General features: G+C 64.1%; 19 protein-coding genes. 6 read left to right on the forward strand and 13 right to left on the reverse strand.

What is annotated here, in order from left to right; genetic code table 11:
- Window positions 1-2: 2 nt before the first annotated feature.
- The 4 genes from B5V03_RS17025 to rfaD all read right to left on the reverse strand — a co-directional run bounded on the left by B5V03_RS17025 (window position 3) and on the right by rfaD (window position 5,825).
- Window positions 3-1,916 carry a nucleoside-diphosphate sugar epimerase/dehydratase gene (locus B5V03_RS17025; RefSeq protein ID WP_129271523.1) on the reverse strand — a complete coding sequence of 638 codons (1,914 nt, stop codon included), beginning with the start codon at window positions 1,914-1,916 and terminating at the stop codon, window positions 3-5.
- Window positions 1,917-2,064: 148 nt separating this feature from the next.
- On the reverse strand, window positions 2,065-3,351 hold the full coding sequence (locus tag B5V03_RS17030; protein ID WP_129271526.1) for an O-antigen ligase family protein: 1,287 nt from the start codon (window positions 3,349-3,351) through the stop codon (window positions 2,065-2,067).
- Window positions 3,348-4,832: a D-glycero-beta-D-manno-heptose-7-phosphate kinase gene (rfaE1, locus tag B5V03_RS17035; protein ID WP_129271528.1), complete on the reverse strand. Its 1,485-nt coding sequence runs from the start codon at window positions 4,830-4,832 to the stop codon at window positions 3,348-3,350. Before rfaE1 ends, B5V03_RS17030 begins: the two co-directional genes overlap by 4 nt.
- 12 nt (window positions 4,833-4,844) lie before the next feature.
- Entirely contained in the window at window positions 4,845-5,825 is a 981-nt protein-coding gene (gene rfaD / locus B5V03_RS17040; protein ID WP_129271530.1) for an ADP-glyceromanno-heptose 6-epimerase, read from the reverse strand.
- Between the two features lie 171 nt (window positions 5,826-5,996).
- On the opposite strand from rfaD, the gene waaF reads away from it, so the two are divergent.
- Window positions 5,997-7,067: a lipopolysaccharide heptosyltransferase II gene (gene waaF, locus B5V03_RS17045; RefSeq protein WP_129271532.1), complete on the forward strand. Its 1,071-nt coding sequence runs from the start codon at window positions 5,997-5,999 to the stop codon at window positions 7,065-7,067.
- A gap of 3 nt (window positions 7,068-7,070) precedes the next feature.
- Here waaF and B5V03_RS17050 read toward each other — a convergent pair whose 3' ends face one another.
- The gene (locus B5V03_RS17050; protein WP_129271534.1) at window positions 7,071-7,256 is read right to left on the reverse strand and encodes a DUF3606 domain-containing protein; all 186 of its coding nucleotides are present in this window, start codon (window positions 7,254-7,256) and stop codon (window positions 7,071-7,073) included.
- Window positions 7,257-7,428: 172 nt separating this feature from the next.
- Between B5V03_RS17050 and B5V03_RS41495 the strand changes: the two genes are divergently transcribed.
- Together B5V03_RS41495 and B5V03_RS17055 are read left to right on the forward strand one after the other, a co-directional pair.
- Window positions 7,429-7,605, forward strand: coding sequence for a hypothetical protein (locus tag B5V03_RS41495; protein WP_164988078.1), 177 nt, complete (start codon window positions 7,429-7,431; stop codon window positions 7,603-7,605).
- Window positions 7,606-7,607: 2 nt separating this feature from the next.
- Window positions 7,608-7,916 (forward strand): PilZ domain-containing protein, encoded by a 309-nt coding sequence (locus B5V03_RS17055; protein WP_129271536.1) that lies wholly within the window; start codon window positions 7,608-7,610, stop codon window positions 7,914-7,916.
- 247 nt (window positions 7,917-8,163) lie between these two features.
- Here the strand turns inward: B5V03_RS17055 and B5V03_RS17060 are convergent, their stop codons facing one another.
- Window positions 8,164-9,201 carry a glycosyltransferase family 4 protein gene (locus B5V03_RS17060; RefSeq protein ID WP_129271538.1) on the reverse strand — a complete coding sequence of 346 codons (1,038 nt, stop codon included), beginning with the start codon at window positions 9,199-9,201 and terminating at the stop codon, window positions 8,164-8,166.
- A gap of 126 nt (window positions 9,202-9,327) precedes the next feature.
- Between B5V03_RS17060 and galE the strand changes: the two genes are divergently transcribed.
- From galE to B5V03_RS17075, 3 genes are all read left to right on the forward strand, one after another.
- Entirely contained in the window at window positions 9,328-10,341 is a 1,014-nt protein-coding gene (gene galE, locus B5V03_RS17065) for a UDP-glucose 4-epimerase GalE (RefSeq protein WP_129271540.1), read from the forward strand.
- A gap of 118 nt (window positions 10,342-10,459) precedes the next feature.
- Window positions 10,460-12,262 (forward strand): ABC transporter ATP-binding protein, encoded by a 1,803-nt coding sequence (locus B5V03_RS17070; protein WP_129271541.1) that lies wholly within the window; start codon window positions 10,460-10,462, stop codon window positions 12,260-12,262.
- Between the two features lie 35 nt (window positions 12,263-12,297).
- The gene (locus tag B5V03_RS17075; RefSeq protein ID WP_129271543.1) at window positions 12,298-12,999 is read left to right on the forward strand and encodes a fumarylacetoacetate hydrolase family protein; all 702 of its coding nucleotides are present in this window, start codon (window positions 12,298-12,300) and stop codon (window positions 12,997-12,999) included.
- 83 nt (window positions 13,000-13,082) lie between these two features.
- Here the strand turns inward: B5V03_RS17075 and B5V03_RS17080 are convergent, their stop codons facing one another.
- From B5V03_RS17080 to B5V03_RS17100, 7 genes are all read right to left on the reverse strand, one after another.
- Window positions 13,083-13,541, reverse strand: coding sequence for a YybH family protein (locus tag B5V03_RS17080; protein ID WP_129271545.1), 459 nt, complete (start codon window positions 13,539-13,541; stop codon window positions 13,083-13,085).
- A 330-nt stretch (window positions 13,542-13,871) separates the two neighbouring features.
- Window positions 13,872-14,801 (reverse strand): aspartyl/asparaginyl beta-hydroxylase domain-containing protein, encoded by a 930-nt coding sequence (locus tag B5V03_RS17085; protein ID WP_129271547.1) that lies wholly within the window; start codon window positions 14,799-14,801, stop codon window positions 13,872-13,874.
- A gap of 123 nt (window positions 14,802-14,924) precedes the next feature.
- Window positions 14,925-15,080, reverse strand: coding sequence for a hypothetical protein (locus B5V03_RS41500; protein WP_014493894.1), 156 nt, complete (start codon window positions 15,078-15,080; stop codon window positions 14,925-14,927).
- 101 nt (window positions 15,081-15,181) lie between these two features.
- Window positions 15,182-15,316 carry a hypothetical protein gene (locus tag B5V03_RS42735; RefSeq protein ID WP_283811540.1) on the reverse strand — a complete coding sequence of 45 codons (135 nt, stop codon included), beginning with the start codon at window positions 15,314-15,316 and terminating at the stop codon, window positions 15,182-15,184.
- A 16-nt stretch (window positions 15,317-15,332) separates the two neighbouring features.
- Window positions 15,333-16,004, reverse strand: coding sequence for a hypothetical protein (locus tag B5V03_RS17090; protein ID WP_129271549.1), 672 nt, complete (start codon window positions 16,002-16,004; stop codon window positions 15,333-15,335).
- Window positions 15,973-16,635, reverse strand: a complete 663-nt coding sequence (locus B5V03_RS17095; protein WP_129271551.1) for an AAA family ATPase — start codon at window positions 16,633-16,635, stop codon at window positions 15,973-15,975. Before B5V03_RS17095 ends, B5V03_RS17090 begins: the two co-directional genes overlap by 32 nt.
- A gap of 130 nt (window positions 16,636-16,765) precedes the next feature.
- Window positions 16,766-18,226, reverse strand: coding sequence for a flavin-containing monooxygenase (locus tag B5V03_RS17100; protein WP_129271553.1), 1,461 nt, complete (start codon window positions 18,224-18,226; stop codon window positions 16,766-16,768).
- Window positions 18,227-18,261 lie beyond the last annotated feature (35 nt).

Below are 18,261 nucleotides of genomic sequence, written 5' to 3' on the forward strand. Positions count from 1 at the left end.
GGTCAGGCCGCGGTCGACCCGAATTCCGGAACCGCATCCTTCAGGATGGTCCTGATCGTGGTGCGATCGTCGCGCGCAATCGCCTGCTCCAGCGCTGCGATCCATTTGCGCAGCGTCTGCATCGGCGGCTCGTTCGGCTGCGCGGCCATGATGCCGGCAACCCCGATCTCGCGGGTCGGCTCCTCGGAGGCAAACAGTATCTCGTGCAGGCGCTCGCCCGGCCGCATGCCGGTGAACACGATCTCGATGTCGTAGCCGGGCTGCAGGCCGGAGAGGCGGATCATGCGCTCGGCGAGGTCGACGATCTTCACCGGCTGACCCATGTTGAGCACGTAGACCGAGACATCATGACGCTGCGTTCCGAGCGCGTGCGTCGCTGCCGTGATGACCAGGTCGCAGGCCTCGCGGATGGTCATGAAGTAGCGGACCATGTCGGGATGGGTGACGGTCACCGGACCGCCGGCCTCGATCTGGGCCTTGAACTTCGGCACCACCGAGCCGTTCGACGCCAGCACATTGCCGAACCGGACCGAGATCAGCCGCATCGGCGGCCTGGCACTGCCGTCACCTGCCGCGAGGTCGTGGTCGAGCGCCTGGCAATACATCTCGGCGAAGCGCTTGGTCAGGCCCAGCATCGACACCGGCTCGATCGCCTTGTCGGTCGAGATCATCACCATGGCGCCCGCGCCGGCGCTGTGCGCGGCGTCGGCCACGTTGATCGAGCCGAAGATGTTGGTCTTGACGCCCTCGCTCCAGTCGCGCTCGAGGATCGGCACGTGCTTGAGGGCTGCGGCGTGGAACACGATATCAGGCTTGAACTCCCCCATCAGGCGCATGATGCGCTCACGGTCGCGAATGTCGGCGATACGTCCTTCGATCGTGGCCGTCGCACCGTGCGCGGCGAGCGTTTCCGTGACCGCGTAGAGCGCCGGTTCGGAATTTTCCACGATCAGGAGGCGCGCAGCGCCGAAGGCGACGACGCGCTCGCAGATCTCCGAACCGATCGAGCCGCCGCCGCCGGTGACGATGACGGCCTTGCCCTTGATCAGCGCTTCGAGCCGCGCATAGTCGATCGTCTCGCTCGGCCGCAGGAGGAGATCCTCGACAGCAACGGGCGTGAGACGCGGCGCATCGCCGCTCTCGAGCGATGGCATGCGGCTGACGATGACGCCGAGCTTGCGGGCCCGCATCAGGATCTGCTCCGGATGCACCTCCGGCTCGAACGCCGACGGCGTCATCACGACGCGCGCAATCGCCTTGTTGCGCTTGGCGAAATCGGCCACGACATCCTCGATGTCCTCGATGTCGCCCAGCACCGGCACGTTGCGGATCGATTGGCCGCGGTCCGAGCTCGACGGCGACAGCACGCCGACCGGCCAGATCCGCTTGATCGCCCCGCTCTCGATGCCGCGGAGCAGCACCTCGGCATCCGCGGCGCGGCCGATCAGCAGCGTCGGCGCGGCATCCTCGGTGCGTGCATGACGCCGCACCCGCGTATAGCGGAAATAGCGATAGGCCATGCGCAGCGCGCTGAGGAAGGATATTTCAAGGAACCAATAGAGGACGATCGTCACCTTGCCGAGGAAGAAGGTGCCGCGGACATTGGGGGCGACGAAGATGTAGTCGAGCACCAGCAGCGCCACCGTCAGCGCGGTCGCGACGCGAATGATGTTCAGCGCATCGGGCAGCGAGATGAAGCGCCATTTCGTCGTGGTCAGGTTGAAGACAAAGAACACGACCACGCTGAAGGCGAGGAAATAGGGCAGGATCTGGAACAGCAGCGGCAAACGGTCGTAGAAGCCGTCGCCCCCCTCGAAACGCAGATAAAACGCCGCGAACAGCGCCGCCGTGGTCGCCAGCAGGTCGTGGAGCGCGATCATGAAATTGCGCAAAGTAAGATGCGAAAGACGCGTCATCCGCCGACCGATGAATATCCCGTTGGGTTGCAACCTGACCGCGCTGATAACCCATCTGAGCCAGACTTGCCAGTACAAGACTTGCCAGCACTAGGACTTGCCAGCACTAGGACCTGCCAGCATTAAGACTTGCCAGCCGCTCGGCCGTTCAGGAACCGGCCTCCCCCAGCTTCGCTTCCACCCGTTGTGCCCGGATCACCATGCCGCCGGCGACACCGACGCCGATGACGTACATCCAGCCCTCGTGGAAGTCGAACAGATGGGAGTTGAACAGCGAGGTGAAGACGTTCTGGACCACCACCAGCAAGCCGATCCAGCGGGCGAATCCGTCGCCGCGAAACAGCAGGAAGTGGGAGATCCAGATCGCGTAGAGAACGACGATGCCGATGAGGCCCCATTGCACGGCGACATGCAGCGTCTGGTTATGTGGATTCGGAAACACCCTCACGCCTGGAACCCATGAGGGCTCCCTGGAGGCTCGCTCGAACAACCCTTGAGAGGAGCCGGTCCCATGTCCCGCAAGCGGAGCCTGCACGAAGAACTGCGCCGAGTGCCGCCAATATTCGAGGCGCTCGCCCATGGACGTCGGGACGTTCTCCTCCATGTAGAGCCGGTAGTCGCGCGAAAACGTGTCCGCGGTCTTGCGCAATTGCGGCGAGGCCTGCCAGGCGACGGCGGCGCCGGCGATCAGGGTAACGCAGATGATGGCGATGCTGCGCCATCTCAAATGAAGCAGCGCGAACACGGCGAGCATGATCGGCACGGTCACGAGCGCGGTGCGCGAGACCACCACGAACGCCATGTTGACCAGAAAGCTCAGCGCCAGCGCGATCAGCAGTCCGGCGAGCCCATAGCGCTTCTCTCGCAACAGCATCATCACGGGATAGGCGAGCGCGACCGCACACAGCGTGAATTCCTGACTCTGGTCGATGTAGTTCTTGACGAAGATGCCGCGCTCGAGCGGATCGTAGGGTTTTAGCGACAGGCCGGGATAGAAGGCGACCAGCCACGACATCACCGACAGCAGCGCGCAGGACACCAGGAAGGCGATCAGCATCCAGTTGCCGCGCGGCGAGCGCTCGAAATGATAGAGCAGGACGGGAAGCACGAGCAGCTTGACGGTCGGGCCCACGGCATAGAGGCGCGCGCCCCAGGCCGCGTCCGACCACAGCGTTCCCACCAGCGCGAGCAGGAACAGCGCGATCGGCGCCGCGGAGATCGGACGCTTCAGCGATTGCAGGAACGCGCGGACATCGAGGAACGGCACCATGCAGACCAGGAACACGGCGTTGAAGATCGCCACGAGCGATGTCGACCAGGGCAGCGAGGCCACGGTCAGGATCGCGAACAAATCGACCGTCTCGCCCCAGGCCGCGGGGCTGCGAACGCGCCGCCATAACATCTGGCCGGTCGTCTCGCGGGCCAGCGTCGTCACTTGCCCCCTCCCCGCGCGCGATGGACCAGCGCGGTGGTGCTAAAGCCCTGGAGGATGTCGACCAGCACGACCACCCCGCCTGCGGCCTCGACGACCTCGTGGCCGACCACCTGCTCGCGGGTGTAGTCGCCGCCCTTCACCAATGCGCTCGGCTTGATGCGGGTAATCAGTTCGATCGGCGTGTCTTCCTCGAAAATCACGACGAGGTCGACGGCTTCGAGCGCCGCGAGCACTTCCGCGCGTGCGCGTTCGTCCTGCACCGGACGCTCCGCGCCCTTCAGGCGCCGCACCGAGGCGTCGCTGTTGAGGCCGACGATCAGGCGATCGCAGGCGGCGCGCGCCGCGGTCAGCACCTTGACGTGGCCAGGATGCAGGATGTCGAAGCAGCCATTGGTGAAGCCGACGCGCAGACCCTGCCGCTTCCACTCGGCGAGCTGCACATCGAGCGCGCCGGGCGCGAGCACGATCTTCTCCTCGGCCGCGAGATAAGCATGCGGCAAAATCTTTCGCCGCAACTCGGCCGCGCTGACGCTGGCGGTGCCCTGCTTGCTGACGGCAACGGCAGCGGCGGCATTGGCCACGCGTAGCGCCGTATCCCAGTCCGCACCCGTCGCGAGCGAGACCGCGAGCGCGGCTGCAACAGTGTCGCCGGCGCCGGAGACGTCGCGCACCTTCACCGGGACAGCCGGAACATGGACGGCATCGCCATTGCGCGGCACCAGCGTCATACCAAGCTCGCCTTGCGTGACCAGGATCGCCTCGCAATCGGCGAGCCGCATCACGTCCTCGCTGGCATCGACGATGCTCTGCGGCGTGTCGGCGCGGCTGCGGGTGGCTTCCGCAAATTCCTTGCGGTTGGGCGTGAGCAGCGTGGCGCCGCGATAGATCGCCCAATTGAGACTCTTGGGATCGACGATCACGGGCCTATTGAGCTTTCGCGCGGCGTCGATGGTGTGGCGGATCACCCGCGCGGTCAGCACACCCTTGGCGTAGTCGGACAGCAGCACGATGTCGGCGCGTGCGATCTGCGGCAGGATCGCCTCGATGAGCTTCGTCTCGACCTCGTCGGAGGCAGGCTGTGCCTGCTCCCAGTCCGCGCGCAGCATATGCGTGGAGAAATGCTCGGAGACGAAGCGGACCTTTCGCGTGGTCGGGCGCGACGAATCGCACACCAGCACGCTTTCGATGCCGCCATGGTCGGCCATCGCCGAGGCGAGCCGCTTGCCCGAATCATCCTCGCCGACGAGACCGACGAAGACGCAGCGCGCGCCGAGGGAGGCGACATTGCGCGCGACGTTGCCGGCGCCGCCGATATGGATCTCGCTGCGCTGGGCAAGGATGACAGGCGTCGGCGCTTCCGGCGAAATCCGCGACACCTCGCCATAGACGAACTCGTCCAGCATGATGTCGCCGATGCACAGCACCGTGCGGCGCGCGATGTCCTGCGCGACCGAATCGAAATCGAGAATGGGCGTCACCATGATCCAAAGCCCTCAGCGGAAGCGGTCGGGCCGGTCGAGATAATTCCCGACATAGGCCTTCACCGAATCCTCGAGCGTCGTGAAACCACCATTATAGCCGGCGCGGTGGAGGCGATCGACCTTGCTCTGGGTGAAATATTGGTAGCTGCCCCGGATCTGCTCGGGCATGTCGATGTATTCGATGTTGGGTCTGGTGCCGAGCGCGGCATAGGCAGCTAGCATCAGATCCCTGAAGCTGCGCGCCGTGCCGGTGCCGACATTGAACAGCCCGGAGACCCCAGGCGTTGCCACAAGCCACATGATCACGCGCACGACGTCGTCGACATAGATGAAATCGCGGCGCTGGTCGCCGTCGGCGATGCCCTCGCGATGCGACTTGAACAGCTGCACGACGCGGCCGGCTTTCACGTCGTCGAAGCGGCGCGCCAGCACGCTCATCATCGATCCCTTGTGGTATTCGTTCGGCCCGAACACGTTGAAGAATTTCAGCCCGGCCCATTGCGGCGGCAGCTTCTCGCCGTTCGCGACGCGTTCGGCAACGGCGAGATCGAACATGTGCTTGCTCCAGCCGTAGAGATTCATCGGCCGCAGCTTTTTCAGCGCAGGAACCGAGGCGTCGTCGTCAAAGCCCGCCTCGCCGTCACCATAGGTCGCCGCCGAGGAGGCGTAGATCAACGGCACAGCGCCAGCCGTGCACCAGTCCAACAGGCGCATCGACATGCGGAAATTGGTCTCGAATACGTGGTCGCCGTCGGTCGCGGTGGTCGCGGAGATCGCCCCGAGATGGATCACGGCGTCGAGCTTACGGCCCTTCAGCCAGTCGAGCAGTTCGGCCGGCGGGACGATATCCACAAGCTGGCGCTTGGCGAGGTTCCGCCACTTGCCGTCCGAGCCAAGGAGATCGCAGACAACGACGTCGCTGCGGCCGGCCTCGTTCAGCGCGGCCACGACATTCGATCCGATAAAACCGGCCCCGCCGGTCACCAGCAACATTCCAACCACCTGCCCGATTTTTGCGGCCCGATACCTGCCGTAGCGCATCATCCGCCAAAGTGTAAGCATTTTGGGCAACGCTTTTGGACTCGGGCTCTCCCGGCTTTACGTCCCGGCCCGGAGCGGCTAACCGAACCGCCACGATCTGCACACCTTCGGTCCTATTAAAGAATGAACATTGATTCGCAACTTAGCGGAGACGCAGACCGGAGCGACACGCGCCCGATCCTGATCGTCCCCTACATGTGGATCGGCGATTTCGTCCGGAATCACACCGTGGTCCGGGTCCTGAAGCAGCGCTGGCCGAACCGGCCGGTCGATCTCCTCACCACGTCCCTGTGCGCCCCTCTGGTCGATTACATGCCCGGCGTGCGCGATGGGCTCGTCTGGGACCTGCCCCGCAGTCGCCTCGCCGTGGGCCGCCAGTTCGGCTTGGCGCGGCTCCTGCGTGAGCGGAACTACGGCACCGCTCTGGTGCTGCCCCGGACCTGGAAGGCGGCCATTGCGCCCGCGCTGGCCGGCATCCCTGAACGGGTCGGCTTCGTCGGCGAGTTCCGGTTCGGCCTGCTCAACCGCTGGCGCTGGGGCGAGAGGAAGCTGCCCCGCTTCATCGACAAGAACGCCGCCCTGGCCCAGCCCGACGGCGCCCCCCTGCCCCCGGAATGGCCGGTGCCGCAACTCCGGGTCCCGGCCGAGGACATCGCCCGCTGGCGGCAGGCCAATGGCCTCAGCGCCGGCGCCGCCGTGGCGCTGGCCCCCGGCTCGGTCGGGGTCTCCAAACGTTGGACCTACTATCCGGAGGCCGCCCGGCTACTGGTCGAACGCGGCCTGGAAGTCTGGGTGGTCGGCGGCCCCGGCGAAAAGGGGCTGGCCCAGGAGATCGTCGCCGCCGGCGGCGCCGGGGTGCGAGACCTCACCGGCACGGATCTGCGCAACGGCGTCCTCGCCATGGCCGCCGCCGGCGTCGCCATCTCCAACGATTCTGGCCTGATGCATATCGCGGCCGCGCTCGGCACGCCCACCATGGGCATCTTCGGCCCAACCAGCCCCTACCTCTGGGCCCCGTTGAATGGCCTTGCCGCGACCATCGTGCAAGACAAGAGCCTGCTGTCGTGCCAACCATGCCAGAGCACGATCTGCAAGATGAACGACCACCGCTGTATGCGGGATATCGCGGCGAGCGAGGTGGTCGCCATCACGCAGCGCGTGCTCGGGAACGCCCCATCAGGGGCGACGACCTGAGCCTTATCGGCCTAACCGCTTCTCGACCTTCTTGCGGCTGTTGCCGACTTTCTTGACGGCCTTCTTCACCGCCGGCGCCGAGCGACGCGTCTTTTTGGCTTCGTACCCGACTTCGTAGTCCTGTCCTGCCGCGACGCGGGCGCGGTCCTGCTTGCGACCGCGCGCGGTCTGTTTCTTTGCTTTGGCCATGTGGCACCTCCTTGCGCTTTAATGACGCGAGAAGATTCAATTTGGTTCCCCCTGTAGAGATTAGCGGTGCCCGCGCGTGCCGATTTGCGCCACCGCGGCCGAACTAACATTTGTTGCTTACATCCTCGAGAAGACTTGGCATCGTCCCGTTTCGCGCCGGGGACACCAGCCAATGGACGAAGACTTCATCGAAGAACGGGTGCGGGACATTCGCCAGCTTGCGGCGAAAGCGGATCCGTTCACTCGGAAACGCCTGCTCGATCTTGCCGATACCTATGAGCGAAAGCTTCGGCCGGTGCAGCCCGCGGCGACCAGAGGGACACCAAGGCTTTCGCAGACGATGCGTTAGGCATGCCCAATGAAAAGGAGCGCGAGGCTCGGCGCGTGGTCTTCGAGCGGCCGCTGACCGCGCAGATGATGGCCATCGACGGCACCTGGCGCCGCCCCTGCCTCGTCAAGGACGTCTCCGAGAATTCAGCAACGCTCAAGGTTGAGACCTCCATCGAGGGGCTGGCGCTGACCGAGTTCTTCCTCGTGCTCTCCTCGACCGGCCTTGCCTATCGCAGGTGCCAGCTTGACCGCGTCAACGGCGATGAACTCGAAGTCAGCTTCCTGCATCAGAAGGCCAAGAAGAAACAGGCCCGCGGGACGCCCACTTGATCAGGGCCGAGAACCGACCGCGCGCCGAGCCTGCATCGCGCAGGCGCTCGCGGCAGCGAGCGAAAGGACTTTCGGGACGTTTGGGATCATGCCAATCTAACCCTGTTTTGCCCGACGAGTCAACCCGAATTTCGCAAAATCCGCAACGGCCATTACCCCAACTTCCAAGCCGTTGATTTCGCGGCCGCCGGCTACTGTGCATGGGGTTGTTTTCGCGTTTTTGTTTGTGGCCGGCGAATGCGAGGGGTCAGAGCACCGACCGATAGACCTCCCCGATCCGCGCCGCTTCCGCATCGAGGCTGAACTTGGCCAGCACCCGCGCCCGCCCCCGCTCGCCCATGGCGGTCGCAGCAGCGACATCGCGCATCAGCGGCTCCAGCGCCGCAGTCAGCGCATCGGCATCGCCGGTCGGGACCAGCACGCCGCTCACGCCATCCTCGACCACGAGCTCGGCCGCACCGGCACGTGCGGCGACCAGCGCGCTGCCCGATGCCATCGCTTCGATCAGCGTCAGGCCAAAACCCTCGTTGCGCGAGGTGAAGGCGTAGATCGTCAGCCGCTGATACCAGCGCTGCACTGCTTCGATCGGCAGCTCGCCAGTGATGACGATGCGCGATTGCAGGCTGGCAGCTTCGATCCGCTTTTTGAGATCATTCGCAAAGGGCGTTTGCTCAGTCGTGACCTGACCGACGATGACAGCGGTGAAGTCTGGATAGCGCGGCAAGAGGCGGCACATCGCATCGACGAAGACATCCGTGCCCTTCTGCGCGCGCACGCGACCAAAACAGCCGATGGCGTAGCGACCCGGCAGCGCGGCTTCCGCGAAGGCAGCGGCACGATCGCTCGGCGGCGCATAGACATCGGTGTCGACGCCGTGCGGGATCACCGTTGCCGTCACCTTCAGGAACGAGGCCGAGATGTCCGACGTCGCGATAATCGCGTCCATGCGCCGGATCAGCCAGCGCGTGATCCAGCTGTGATGCCGCTGCGCTGCCGAGGTGAACACGAGTTTTAATGGCCAGCCGAGCAGGCGCAACGCGACGCCCGCGATCATCTCGTTGTTGCGGCGCGCGTGCCAGATCAGAGCCCGCTTGCGGCGCCATAGTTTCAGGAGATCGGCAGCGCCCAGCCGCGCGATCCCCTCCGGCGCGTCCGAGCCGAACCAGGCGGCGCGAACCAGCCTTGCCAGCCGCGGCGCGACCATCCGGTTGGTCGCGGTGACCCCGGAATAGCGCCTGTGCAGATTTGGCACGATCAATTCGAGATCGCCGGGGATTTTCGCCACGTCACGCTCCGTCTCAGGAGCCCCCTATACGCAACATTAAGCATAGTGACCAGTTCAGCCGCGCCGATACCCCCTCTTCACCACGTAAACGCTAGCATCCCGCGTTGATCGAAGACGGGTGAGATCATGACTGTGCTAGTCACCGGCGGCGCCGGCTATATCGGAAGTCACACGGTCCTGGCGCTGGCGGAAGCCGGCGAGGACGTCGTCGTGATCGACGATCTCTCGACCGGTTTCTCGGCCTACCTGCCGGAAGGCGTGCCGCTGTTCATTGGCGACGCCGGCGACGAGAATTTGCTCGAAGGCGTGATCGCCCAGCACAACATCGAGAGCATCATCCATTTTGCGGGCTCGGTGGTCGTGCCGGATTCGATGCGCGATCCGCTCGGCTATTACCGCAACAATTTCACGACCGCGCGCAACCTGCTCAATGTCGCGGTCAAGCGCGGCATCAACCGCTTCATCTTCTCCTCGACCGCGGCCGTCTACGGCAATCCGGACCAGGTGCCGGTGCCCGAGCACGCGCCGACGCGGCCGCTGTCGCCTTACGGCTCGTCGAAGCTGATGACCGAGATCATGCTGCACGACGTCGCCGCCGCCTACGGCATGCAGTACGTGACGCTACGCTATTTCAACGTCGCCGGTGCCGACCCGCAGGCGCGCATTGGCCTTGCCACCGTCGGCGCCACGCATCTGCTCAAGATCGCGGTTGAAGCCGCGACCGGGCAGCGCGCCAAGATCGACGTGTTCGGCACCGACTATCCGACCCAGGACGGCAGCTGCATCCGCGACTTCATCCACGTCTCGGACCTCTCGCAGGCGCATCGCTCGGCGCTTGCGTATCTGCGCAACGGCGGCGCCTCGACGACGCTGAATTGCGGCTATGGCCGCGGCTATTCGGTGCTGGAGACAATCGACGCGGTGCGCCGGGTCTCGGGCCGCAGCTTCGCCGTGCAATACGCCCCGCGCCGGCCCGGCGACATCATGACCATGGTCGCCGACACCAGCCGCATCCGCGGCCTGCTCGACTGGAAGCCGCAATACGAGGACCTCGAGACCATCGCGGCCCACGCGCTGGCCTGGGAGGACAAGCTGTACCGCGAACGCCATGGCGAGCTCCGCCACGCCGCCTCGGCCTAGATTCCCTCCCAACGCAAGCCCTTAATTGGGCTTGAAAAACCCCGCTTGAGCGGGCACAGAGGCCATTCGATCCCTGACGCGCGCGCAGGCCTTTCCCTGCGCCGTCAATGGACACCGGATGGCTCAGTTTCCAAAGAAAATCACCGACGATCCCTATGCGGCAGCGGTTCTCGTTCGCCGCCTGGTCATGGAACAGGGGATCGTCTACTGGCGGCGCTACCTCGTTGCCTTCGCGCTGATGGCGCTCGCCGCCGGATCGACTGCGGGCGCGACCTACGTGCTCGGCCAGGTCATCAACCAGGCCTATGTCGACAAGAACATCCCGGGCATCGCGATGTTCTCGGGCATCACGGTGATCCTGCTCTTCATCAAGGGCGTGGCGACCTACGGCCACATGGTGATCCTGACCAAGATCTCGAACGCCATCCTCGCCACCAACCAGCGCCAGCTGTTCGCAAAGCTGATGCGCGAGAGCGTCGGCTTCTTCTCCGAGCGGCACTCGTCCGAGTTTCTGGCGCGGCTCACGGCCGGCGCCAAGTCGATCACCGACGTGCTCAACATGCTGGTCAACGCCGTCGGCCGCGACCTCATGATGCTGCTCGCCATGATCGGCGTGATGGTGTGGCAGGATCCGCTGATGTCGCTGATCGGCCTTGTCGCGGTGCCGCCGGCGATGCTGGTGCTGCGCAAGCTGGTCAAGCGCATCAAAGGCCTCGCCTACAACCAGTTCACCGGCACTGCCGACATCATGGAGACGATGCAGGAATCGCTGCAAGGCATCCGCACGGTCAAGGCGTTCACGCTCGAGGAGACCATGCAGAAGCGCATCGACGAGAACATCGCGATCGTCGAGCGCAACGCCAACAAGATGGCCCGCGTCGCCAACCGCTCCAATCCGCTGATGGAGATGCTCGGCGGCTTCGCCGTCGCCGGCTGCCTGATGTACGGCGGCTATGCCGTGGTCGCGCTCAACGCCACGCCCGGCGCGTTCTTCTCCTTCATGACCGCCTTCCTGATGGCGACCGAGCCGGCCAAACGGCTGGCGCGGCTCAACATCGATCTCAACAGCCAGCTCGTCGGCGCGCGCATGCTGCTCGAGGTCGTCGACAGCCCGGCGAGCGAGCATTCCGACGACGACAAGCCGGCGCTGAAACTGTCCGATGCGCGGATCGAGCTGCGCGACGTCAGCTTCTCCTATCGCGCCAATGAGACCGTGCTCAACCGCATGAGCTTCACCGCCGAGCCCGGCAAGGTCACCGCGCTGGTCGGCCCGTCCGGCGGCGGCAAGTCGACGGTGCTGGGTCTGCTGTTGCGCTTCTACGAGGTGACGCAAGGCGACATCGTGATCGACGGCCAGTCGATCAACGCTGTCTCGCGAAAGTCGCTGCGGGCGCAGACCGCCTATGTCGGCCAGGACGTCTATCTGTTCCGCGACACCATCCGCAACAACATCGCCTTCGGCAAGCCCGGCGCGAGCGAGGACGAGATCATCGACGCGGCGAAGGCCGCCTGCGCGCATGATTTCATCATGGGCTTCCCGCTCGGCTACGACACGCCCGTCGGCGAGCACGGCACCCAGCTCTCCGGCGGCCAGCGCCAGCGCATCGCGGTGGCGCGCGCGCTGATCAAGAACGCGCCGATCATCCTTTTGGACGAAGCCACCGCGGCACTGGATTCGGAGTCGGAGCGGCAGGTGCAGGAGGCGATCGAGCATCTCTGCCAGAACCGCACCACCATCGTGATCGCCCATCGCCTGCACACCATCATGCACGCCGACGCGATTCTGGTGGTCGAGGGCGGCGAGATCGTCGAGCAGGGCCGGCACGACGAGCTGCTCCGCCGCTCGGGCCGCTACGCCTCGTTCTTCCGCCTGCAACATCACGACGCCGGCGCTCTGGCGCCGATCAGCGCAACCGCATAGAGTTCGTTCCACCTCAAGAGCAGCGAGACCGCTTCATGAACGCCGCCTCCTACGTCATCCCGCTTCCGCACCAGGCCTCGCTTCCCGTCGTCGGGGAAAATGGCCTGTTTCCGGTCCGCCGCATCTGGTGCGTCGGCCGTAACTATCTCGAGCACATCCGCGAGATGGGCAATGACGAGCGCGCCCCGCCGTTCTTCTTCGCCAAGCACGCCGACATGCTGGTGCCGAACGGCGCCACCATTCCCTATCCGCCGCTGACCAAGGACCTGCATCACGAGGTCGAGCTGATCGTCGCGCTCAAGGGCGGCGGCCTCAACATTCCCGCCGACAAGGCGCTCGACCATGTCTACGGCTACGCCGTCGGCATCGACCTCACGCGCCGCGACCTCCAGATCGCCTCGCGCAAGAAGGAGCGCCCTTGGGAAATCGGCAAATCGTTCGACGGCTCCGCACCGGCCTCCGCGATACAGCCGGCCTCGAAGATCGGCCATCCCTCCAAGGGCAAGATCTGGCTCACGGTCAACGGCAAGGAAGCTCAGACGGGCGACCTCGAGCAGATGATCTGGAATGTGCCGGAGACCATCTGGCAGCTCTCGCAGCAGGTGAAGCTCGCCGCCGGCGACATCATCATGACGGGCACGCCGGCCGGCGTGTCGCAGCTCCAGCCCGGCGACAAGCTCGCATGCGGCGTCGACGGCGTCGGCACGCTCGAGGTCTCGATCGGCCAGCCGGAGTAATCCGCACGATCTCTGGAAATCAAAAGGCCCCGGGCGTGTCCGGGGCCTTTTTCATTTCGAGCGCGCGGGCACGATGTCCCGATCTACCAGGCCTTCACCGGCCGATTGGCGTGGCTTGCCTGCGGGACACCGCGATTGAGCGACATGTGGGAATGCACACACAGCCAACCATCGGCATTCCTGGAGAACACCATCGTCGCCCGGCCCGGACGCGAAAACGCGCTGCCGTCGGGATGGTAGCCCGTGCTCGTCCACGGCGCGATCACGGTCGCCGTCGTGCCGTCCGGGGACGCCAGGACAGCGGTCTGATCGAGCACGAAACGGAAATCGCTCGTCTTCGGCCAGACATTATTCCACTGCGTCATGACCCATTGGTCAAGGCCGGGGATGACATCGTTATGTGTGCCGAAGGCAAGCACCTCGGGGTGAAAGAGCGGCCGTGCCGAGGCGTAGTCGACCTCACGGACATAGCCGGCGAAGGTTTCCAGCCATTGGCGGAAGAACTGCGTTAGATCGATGTTCGCGATCGGCAAGGAGGCCATTGCCTGCTCCATATTCGGCAACTCAATTCCGGCAATCTTTGTTGCCATGGGCCGCACTATCCGGCAAGACGCGCAGCGCGCCGGCGGTCCAGAGGACCCACCGCAGAGAATGCATTGACAACGAGAGGTGTCTCTGATGTCGACCACGACCACCGAGCTCGAAGCACTGCTGATGCAGCGCTCGCTCACCGACCCGCAGTTGGTCGCCGCAGCGGCAGGGCGGATTAGCGAAGCGTAATCCCCCAACGCATCGCGCCACAACACCCGGTGTCAATCGCTGATCTGTCGAATGGTGGATTACGCTGCGCTAATTCACCCCACACACCGACGTCACCGCAGCGCCGAAAACACGATGAGGCCGAGGATCAGCGCCGTCAGCGAATATTTCAGCGTGTAGTAGACGTTGCGATTCCATTCCTTGACCTTGCGGCTCGCAAGATGGATCTCGTAGAGCTTGCCGAACACCTTGTTGAGAACACCGACGCTCTCGCCGTCGACGTTCTGGGTCGCCGAGGCCTTGACGATGTGATGGCTGACCCAGCGGTTGATCGCGGTCATGAAGCCGTACTTCATCGGGCGTTCGACGTCGCAGAACAGGATGATGCGGTTGACGTCGGTCTGATTCTCCGCGCTGTGAATAAAAGTCTCGTCGAACATGAAGGCCTCGCCGTCGCGCCAGACGCATTCGACGCCATCGACCAGGATGCGGCACTTGTTCGAGTTCGGCGTGACGAGGCCGAGGTGATAGCGCAGCGAGCCGGCGAAGGGATCGCGATGCGCGCCTAACTTGCCGCCCGGCGGCAGCATCGCGAACATCGCGCCGTGCACGGACGGAATCGACTTGAGCAGCTCCACCGTGTTCGGGCACAGCGTGTTTGCCGACGGCAGGAAGTCGTCGTACCATTTCAGGTAAAACCGCTTCCAGCCGCTCTTGAAGAACGAATAGAAGCCCCAGTCGTTGTTCTTCGCGGCAGCGCGAATAAAACCTTCGTCGAACAGGCGCACGGCCTCGTCGCGAATGGTCTCCCAGTTCTCGCTGAGCGGCCTCAGCTCTGGAAACTGCTCGACCGAGATCACCGGCTTGTTCGGCACGGCCGAGCCCGCATACATCAGCACGTTGTAGGGCGCGAGATAGGTCGAGTGATCGCCGAGCTGGCGAGCAAAGCGCAATCGCTGCTTGCCGCGGAAGTGAACGTAAATCGTCGATGCCGCAAGTACATAGAGTATGACAAGTTGCGGCGCAAAAAGCTGTTTCAACATCTCCCCGTTCCCCAGTGAGCCAGCTGGGGACGTCATCTACCCCGACCCGGCCCAAGCGGCAAGATATTCACCGGTGAGTTGCAATCACTCTGGTGAGAGCGCGGGGGCGAAAAACGAACCGGATCACGCCCGCGACAGCGCCTGCAGGCCCTTGAAGGTCAGGCGCTTGGGGTCGGTGACGCCGGCGAGATAGAGCCGGCGGATGAATGCGATGACGGCGTCGCGGTCGCAATCGGTCAGCGCGACGACGGCGTCGACCGCGATCTTCTGGGCTTCCATTGGGCTCACCTCGGCCTTGCGAGTAACCCGGCCGAGACAGGCTAGGACTCACCGGTTAATCCGGCGTTAACCGTTTGGGCAGCATGGCCGATTCACCGGGGTCACCGAATACGCAAAACCACGCATTGGCGCTGATACGAGGCGGCCGGCGCGTGCCGGACGCCCATGGCGGTTTCACTTCCGGCGAGATCGACGACGGCCTCGGCAAACGCGTGCGCCGCATGCCCGGCGATCATCTGACGCTCCTGCAGGCTATTCGGCGCCGGACGTCGTGACCTTCCGGGTCAATGATTTCAGCAATTCGGCCTGCTGCAGCACCAGTTCGCACTGCTTTCGCGCATGAGCGCTCGACAACTCAATCCATTCCGAGAGCGTTTTCGCGCGGTTCAACTCACGGGTATATTGCAAGGTCGCACCAGCATTCACTTTCATCAGTTCGAGTGCCACGGCGTGACACTCAGCCGCCGGTCCCTTTTGGAGGTCGCTGTCCGGACTGGTAAAGTCCTTCGCATAGTCCAACGCAGCGTGCATGCCCACCTTCATTGCCTCCAAGGCATGCGCCTGCATGTCCTTGGCAATTTCCGCCGCGAGATCGATGGTGCTGCCGGAGTTTTGGGATTGCGTTGAGCTCAACGCCCCCTTCGTAGACGATGGCGCCTCGACAATCCCGTCCAGAGCCGCTGGAGGAGCCGTCTCCGCAGGCGTCATCCGAGCAGATGCCTCGTGATCAGGTACCTCGGAAGCAGGTATTTTGCCGGCCTGCTCGCTCCGCGGTCCATCGTGTTGGGGAACACCAACCGGGGTGGCCCGCATCTCCAGCAGGCCCTCGTCGATGGTACGGCTCACCACCGCCGTCAGTTCCACCAGCGAACGACGCCTGGCGCGGGTTCCATCAGGAGGCTGTCTTGAGCGCTGCTTGTCCATAATCCCTCGAGTCCGCGAGAAGGTGCTCCGAAATCCACCCCCACAGGGCAACCATCTCCTCCGAGGCCTTTCCTTGCGGCGAGAATTCGGTCACGCCTAACCCTGCCCCGAGGGCATCCTGGTGATCGTTACGCTGGCCAACAAAGGGAAGCGCAAGCACGCCGAGCGAGTTGAGCGACGTGGCAGCTTCGCTCAGCCGGCCCCCCCGTGTGGGCGTCTGATTGAGAATGAAGGCGAATCGGCGGTTGAGCCTGCGAATGGCAATCAGCGTTGGGATCGCTGCTTCGATATCGGCCGGGCTCGGACGCGCCGGGATGAGACAGAGATCGGCCCTGCCGATGGCGTTCATCGCCAGGTTGTTGGTCGTGGCGGCGGTGTCGATGATTGTCAGCCAGATTCCTTCCGCCCGAAGGCGGGAGATCATGGACTCGATTTCGGCGGGATCATCGATGCACTCGACGCGCGGATAAGGATTCTCACGACGCTCTTTCCACTTCGAGATCGTGCCTTGGGCGTCTGCCTCAACGAGAGCGACTCGCTCTCCGTGCGCCATCGCGGCCACTGCAAGTCCTGCGGCCAGCGTGCTCTTACCGCTTCCACCTTTTTGCGTGACCAGAGCAAGGACATACATGTCCAGCGCTCCCCTCAATTGGTAGCAACGAGGAACTCACACACACTATCGGAAATAAAATTGCAGCGCGACGCACAATACTACTTCAAGTCGCGATTCGACTCAAGCAATCCCCGGCAACGTACGGAGATCACGAATACTGCATTACGCCGTCGTCGATCTTGCCGAAGCGCAAGGAGACGATGTCGAGAGCATAGTTCTGGTACAGCCGCCACGGCTGCTTCGAGCCCTGCTTCGGCATTTTTGCGACCGAGCGCTGCACATAGCCCGAGGTGAAAGCGAGCGACGGCTGCGCTGTGATTTCTGGGTCGTCATTGTGCGGCATGCACTGGCGGAAATTGTGCCGGTCCATGTAGTTGATCAGACGGCAGACATATTCGCAGGTGAGGTCGCATTTCAGTGTCCACGACGCGTTGGTGTAGCCGAAAGCCGACGCCATGTTCGGCACGTCGGCATACATCATGCCCTTGTAGGTCAGCGTATTGGCAAAATCGACGGCGCTGCCGTCGACGCTAACCTCGAGGCCACCGACGACCTGGAGCACGAGGCCCGTCGCCGTCACGATGATATCGGCCGCAAGCTCGCTGCCGTCCTTCAGGCGAATGCCATCGCGCGTAAACGTATCGATCTCGTTGGTGACGACGGAAGCGCGCTGCTCGCGGATCGCCTTGAACAGATCTCCATCAGGAACGAGGCACAGCCGCTGGTCCCAGGGATTGTAGCGCGGCGTGAAATGGGTCGCGACGTCGTAGTCCGGGCCGAGCGCCATACGGACGCCGCCAAGGATCAGGCTCTTCACCTTGTCCGGCCGCCGGCGGCTGAGCTGGAAGAAGAACATCCCCCACATCACGTTGCGCCAGCGGATGACATGATAGGCAAGCCGCGTCGGCAGATTGCGGCGCAGCTTGTTGGCGACAGGGTCCTGCGCCGGACGCGACACCACATAGGTCGGCGAGCGCTGCAGCATGGTGACCTGCGCTGCGGTCTTGGCGAGCTCCGGCACCAGCGTCACCGCAGTCGCGCCCGAGCCGATCACGACAACGCGCTTGCCTGCATAGTCGATGTCCTCGGTCCATTTCTGCGGATGCACGATGCGGCCGGCGAAATCCGCGACGCCCTTGAACTCCGGCGTGTAGCCGGCCTCGTATTTGTAATAGCCTGAGCACATGAACAGAAAATTGCAGGTGAAGCGCACGAGCTCGGTCGCACCCTCACCGGTGATGCGTTCAACCTCGACGGTCCAGCGCGCATCAGGCATCGACCACGCCGCGCGCTTGACGCGATGGCGGAAGCGGATGTGCCGCTCGATGCCGTTCTCACTGGCTGTCTCGCACACATAGTTCAGGATCTGCGGACCATCCGCGATCGCCTTCGGATCGGTCCACGGCTTGAAGGAATAGCCGAGCGTGAACATGTCGCTGTCGGAGCGGATGCCGGGATAGCGAAACAAATCCCAGGTCCCGCCGATGCAGTCGCGGCCCTCGAGGATGACGTAGCTCTTGCTCGGGCACTTCGTCTGAAGATGATAGCCCGCGCCGATGCCGGACAGGCCGGCCCCGACGATCAGCACGTCGAAATGTTCTTGTTGCATGGTTTCCTCCGCCGCCGGCGATTGTCCGCCCGCGG

The sequence above is a fragment of the Bradyrhizobium betae genome, from assembly GCF_004123905.1.
GTDB lineage: Bacteria > Pseudomonadota > Alphaproteobacteria > Rhizobiales > Xanthobacteraceae > Bradyrhizobium > Bradyrhizobium betae_A.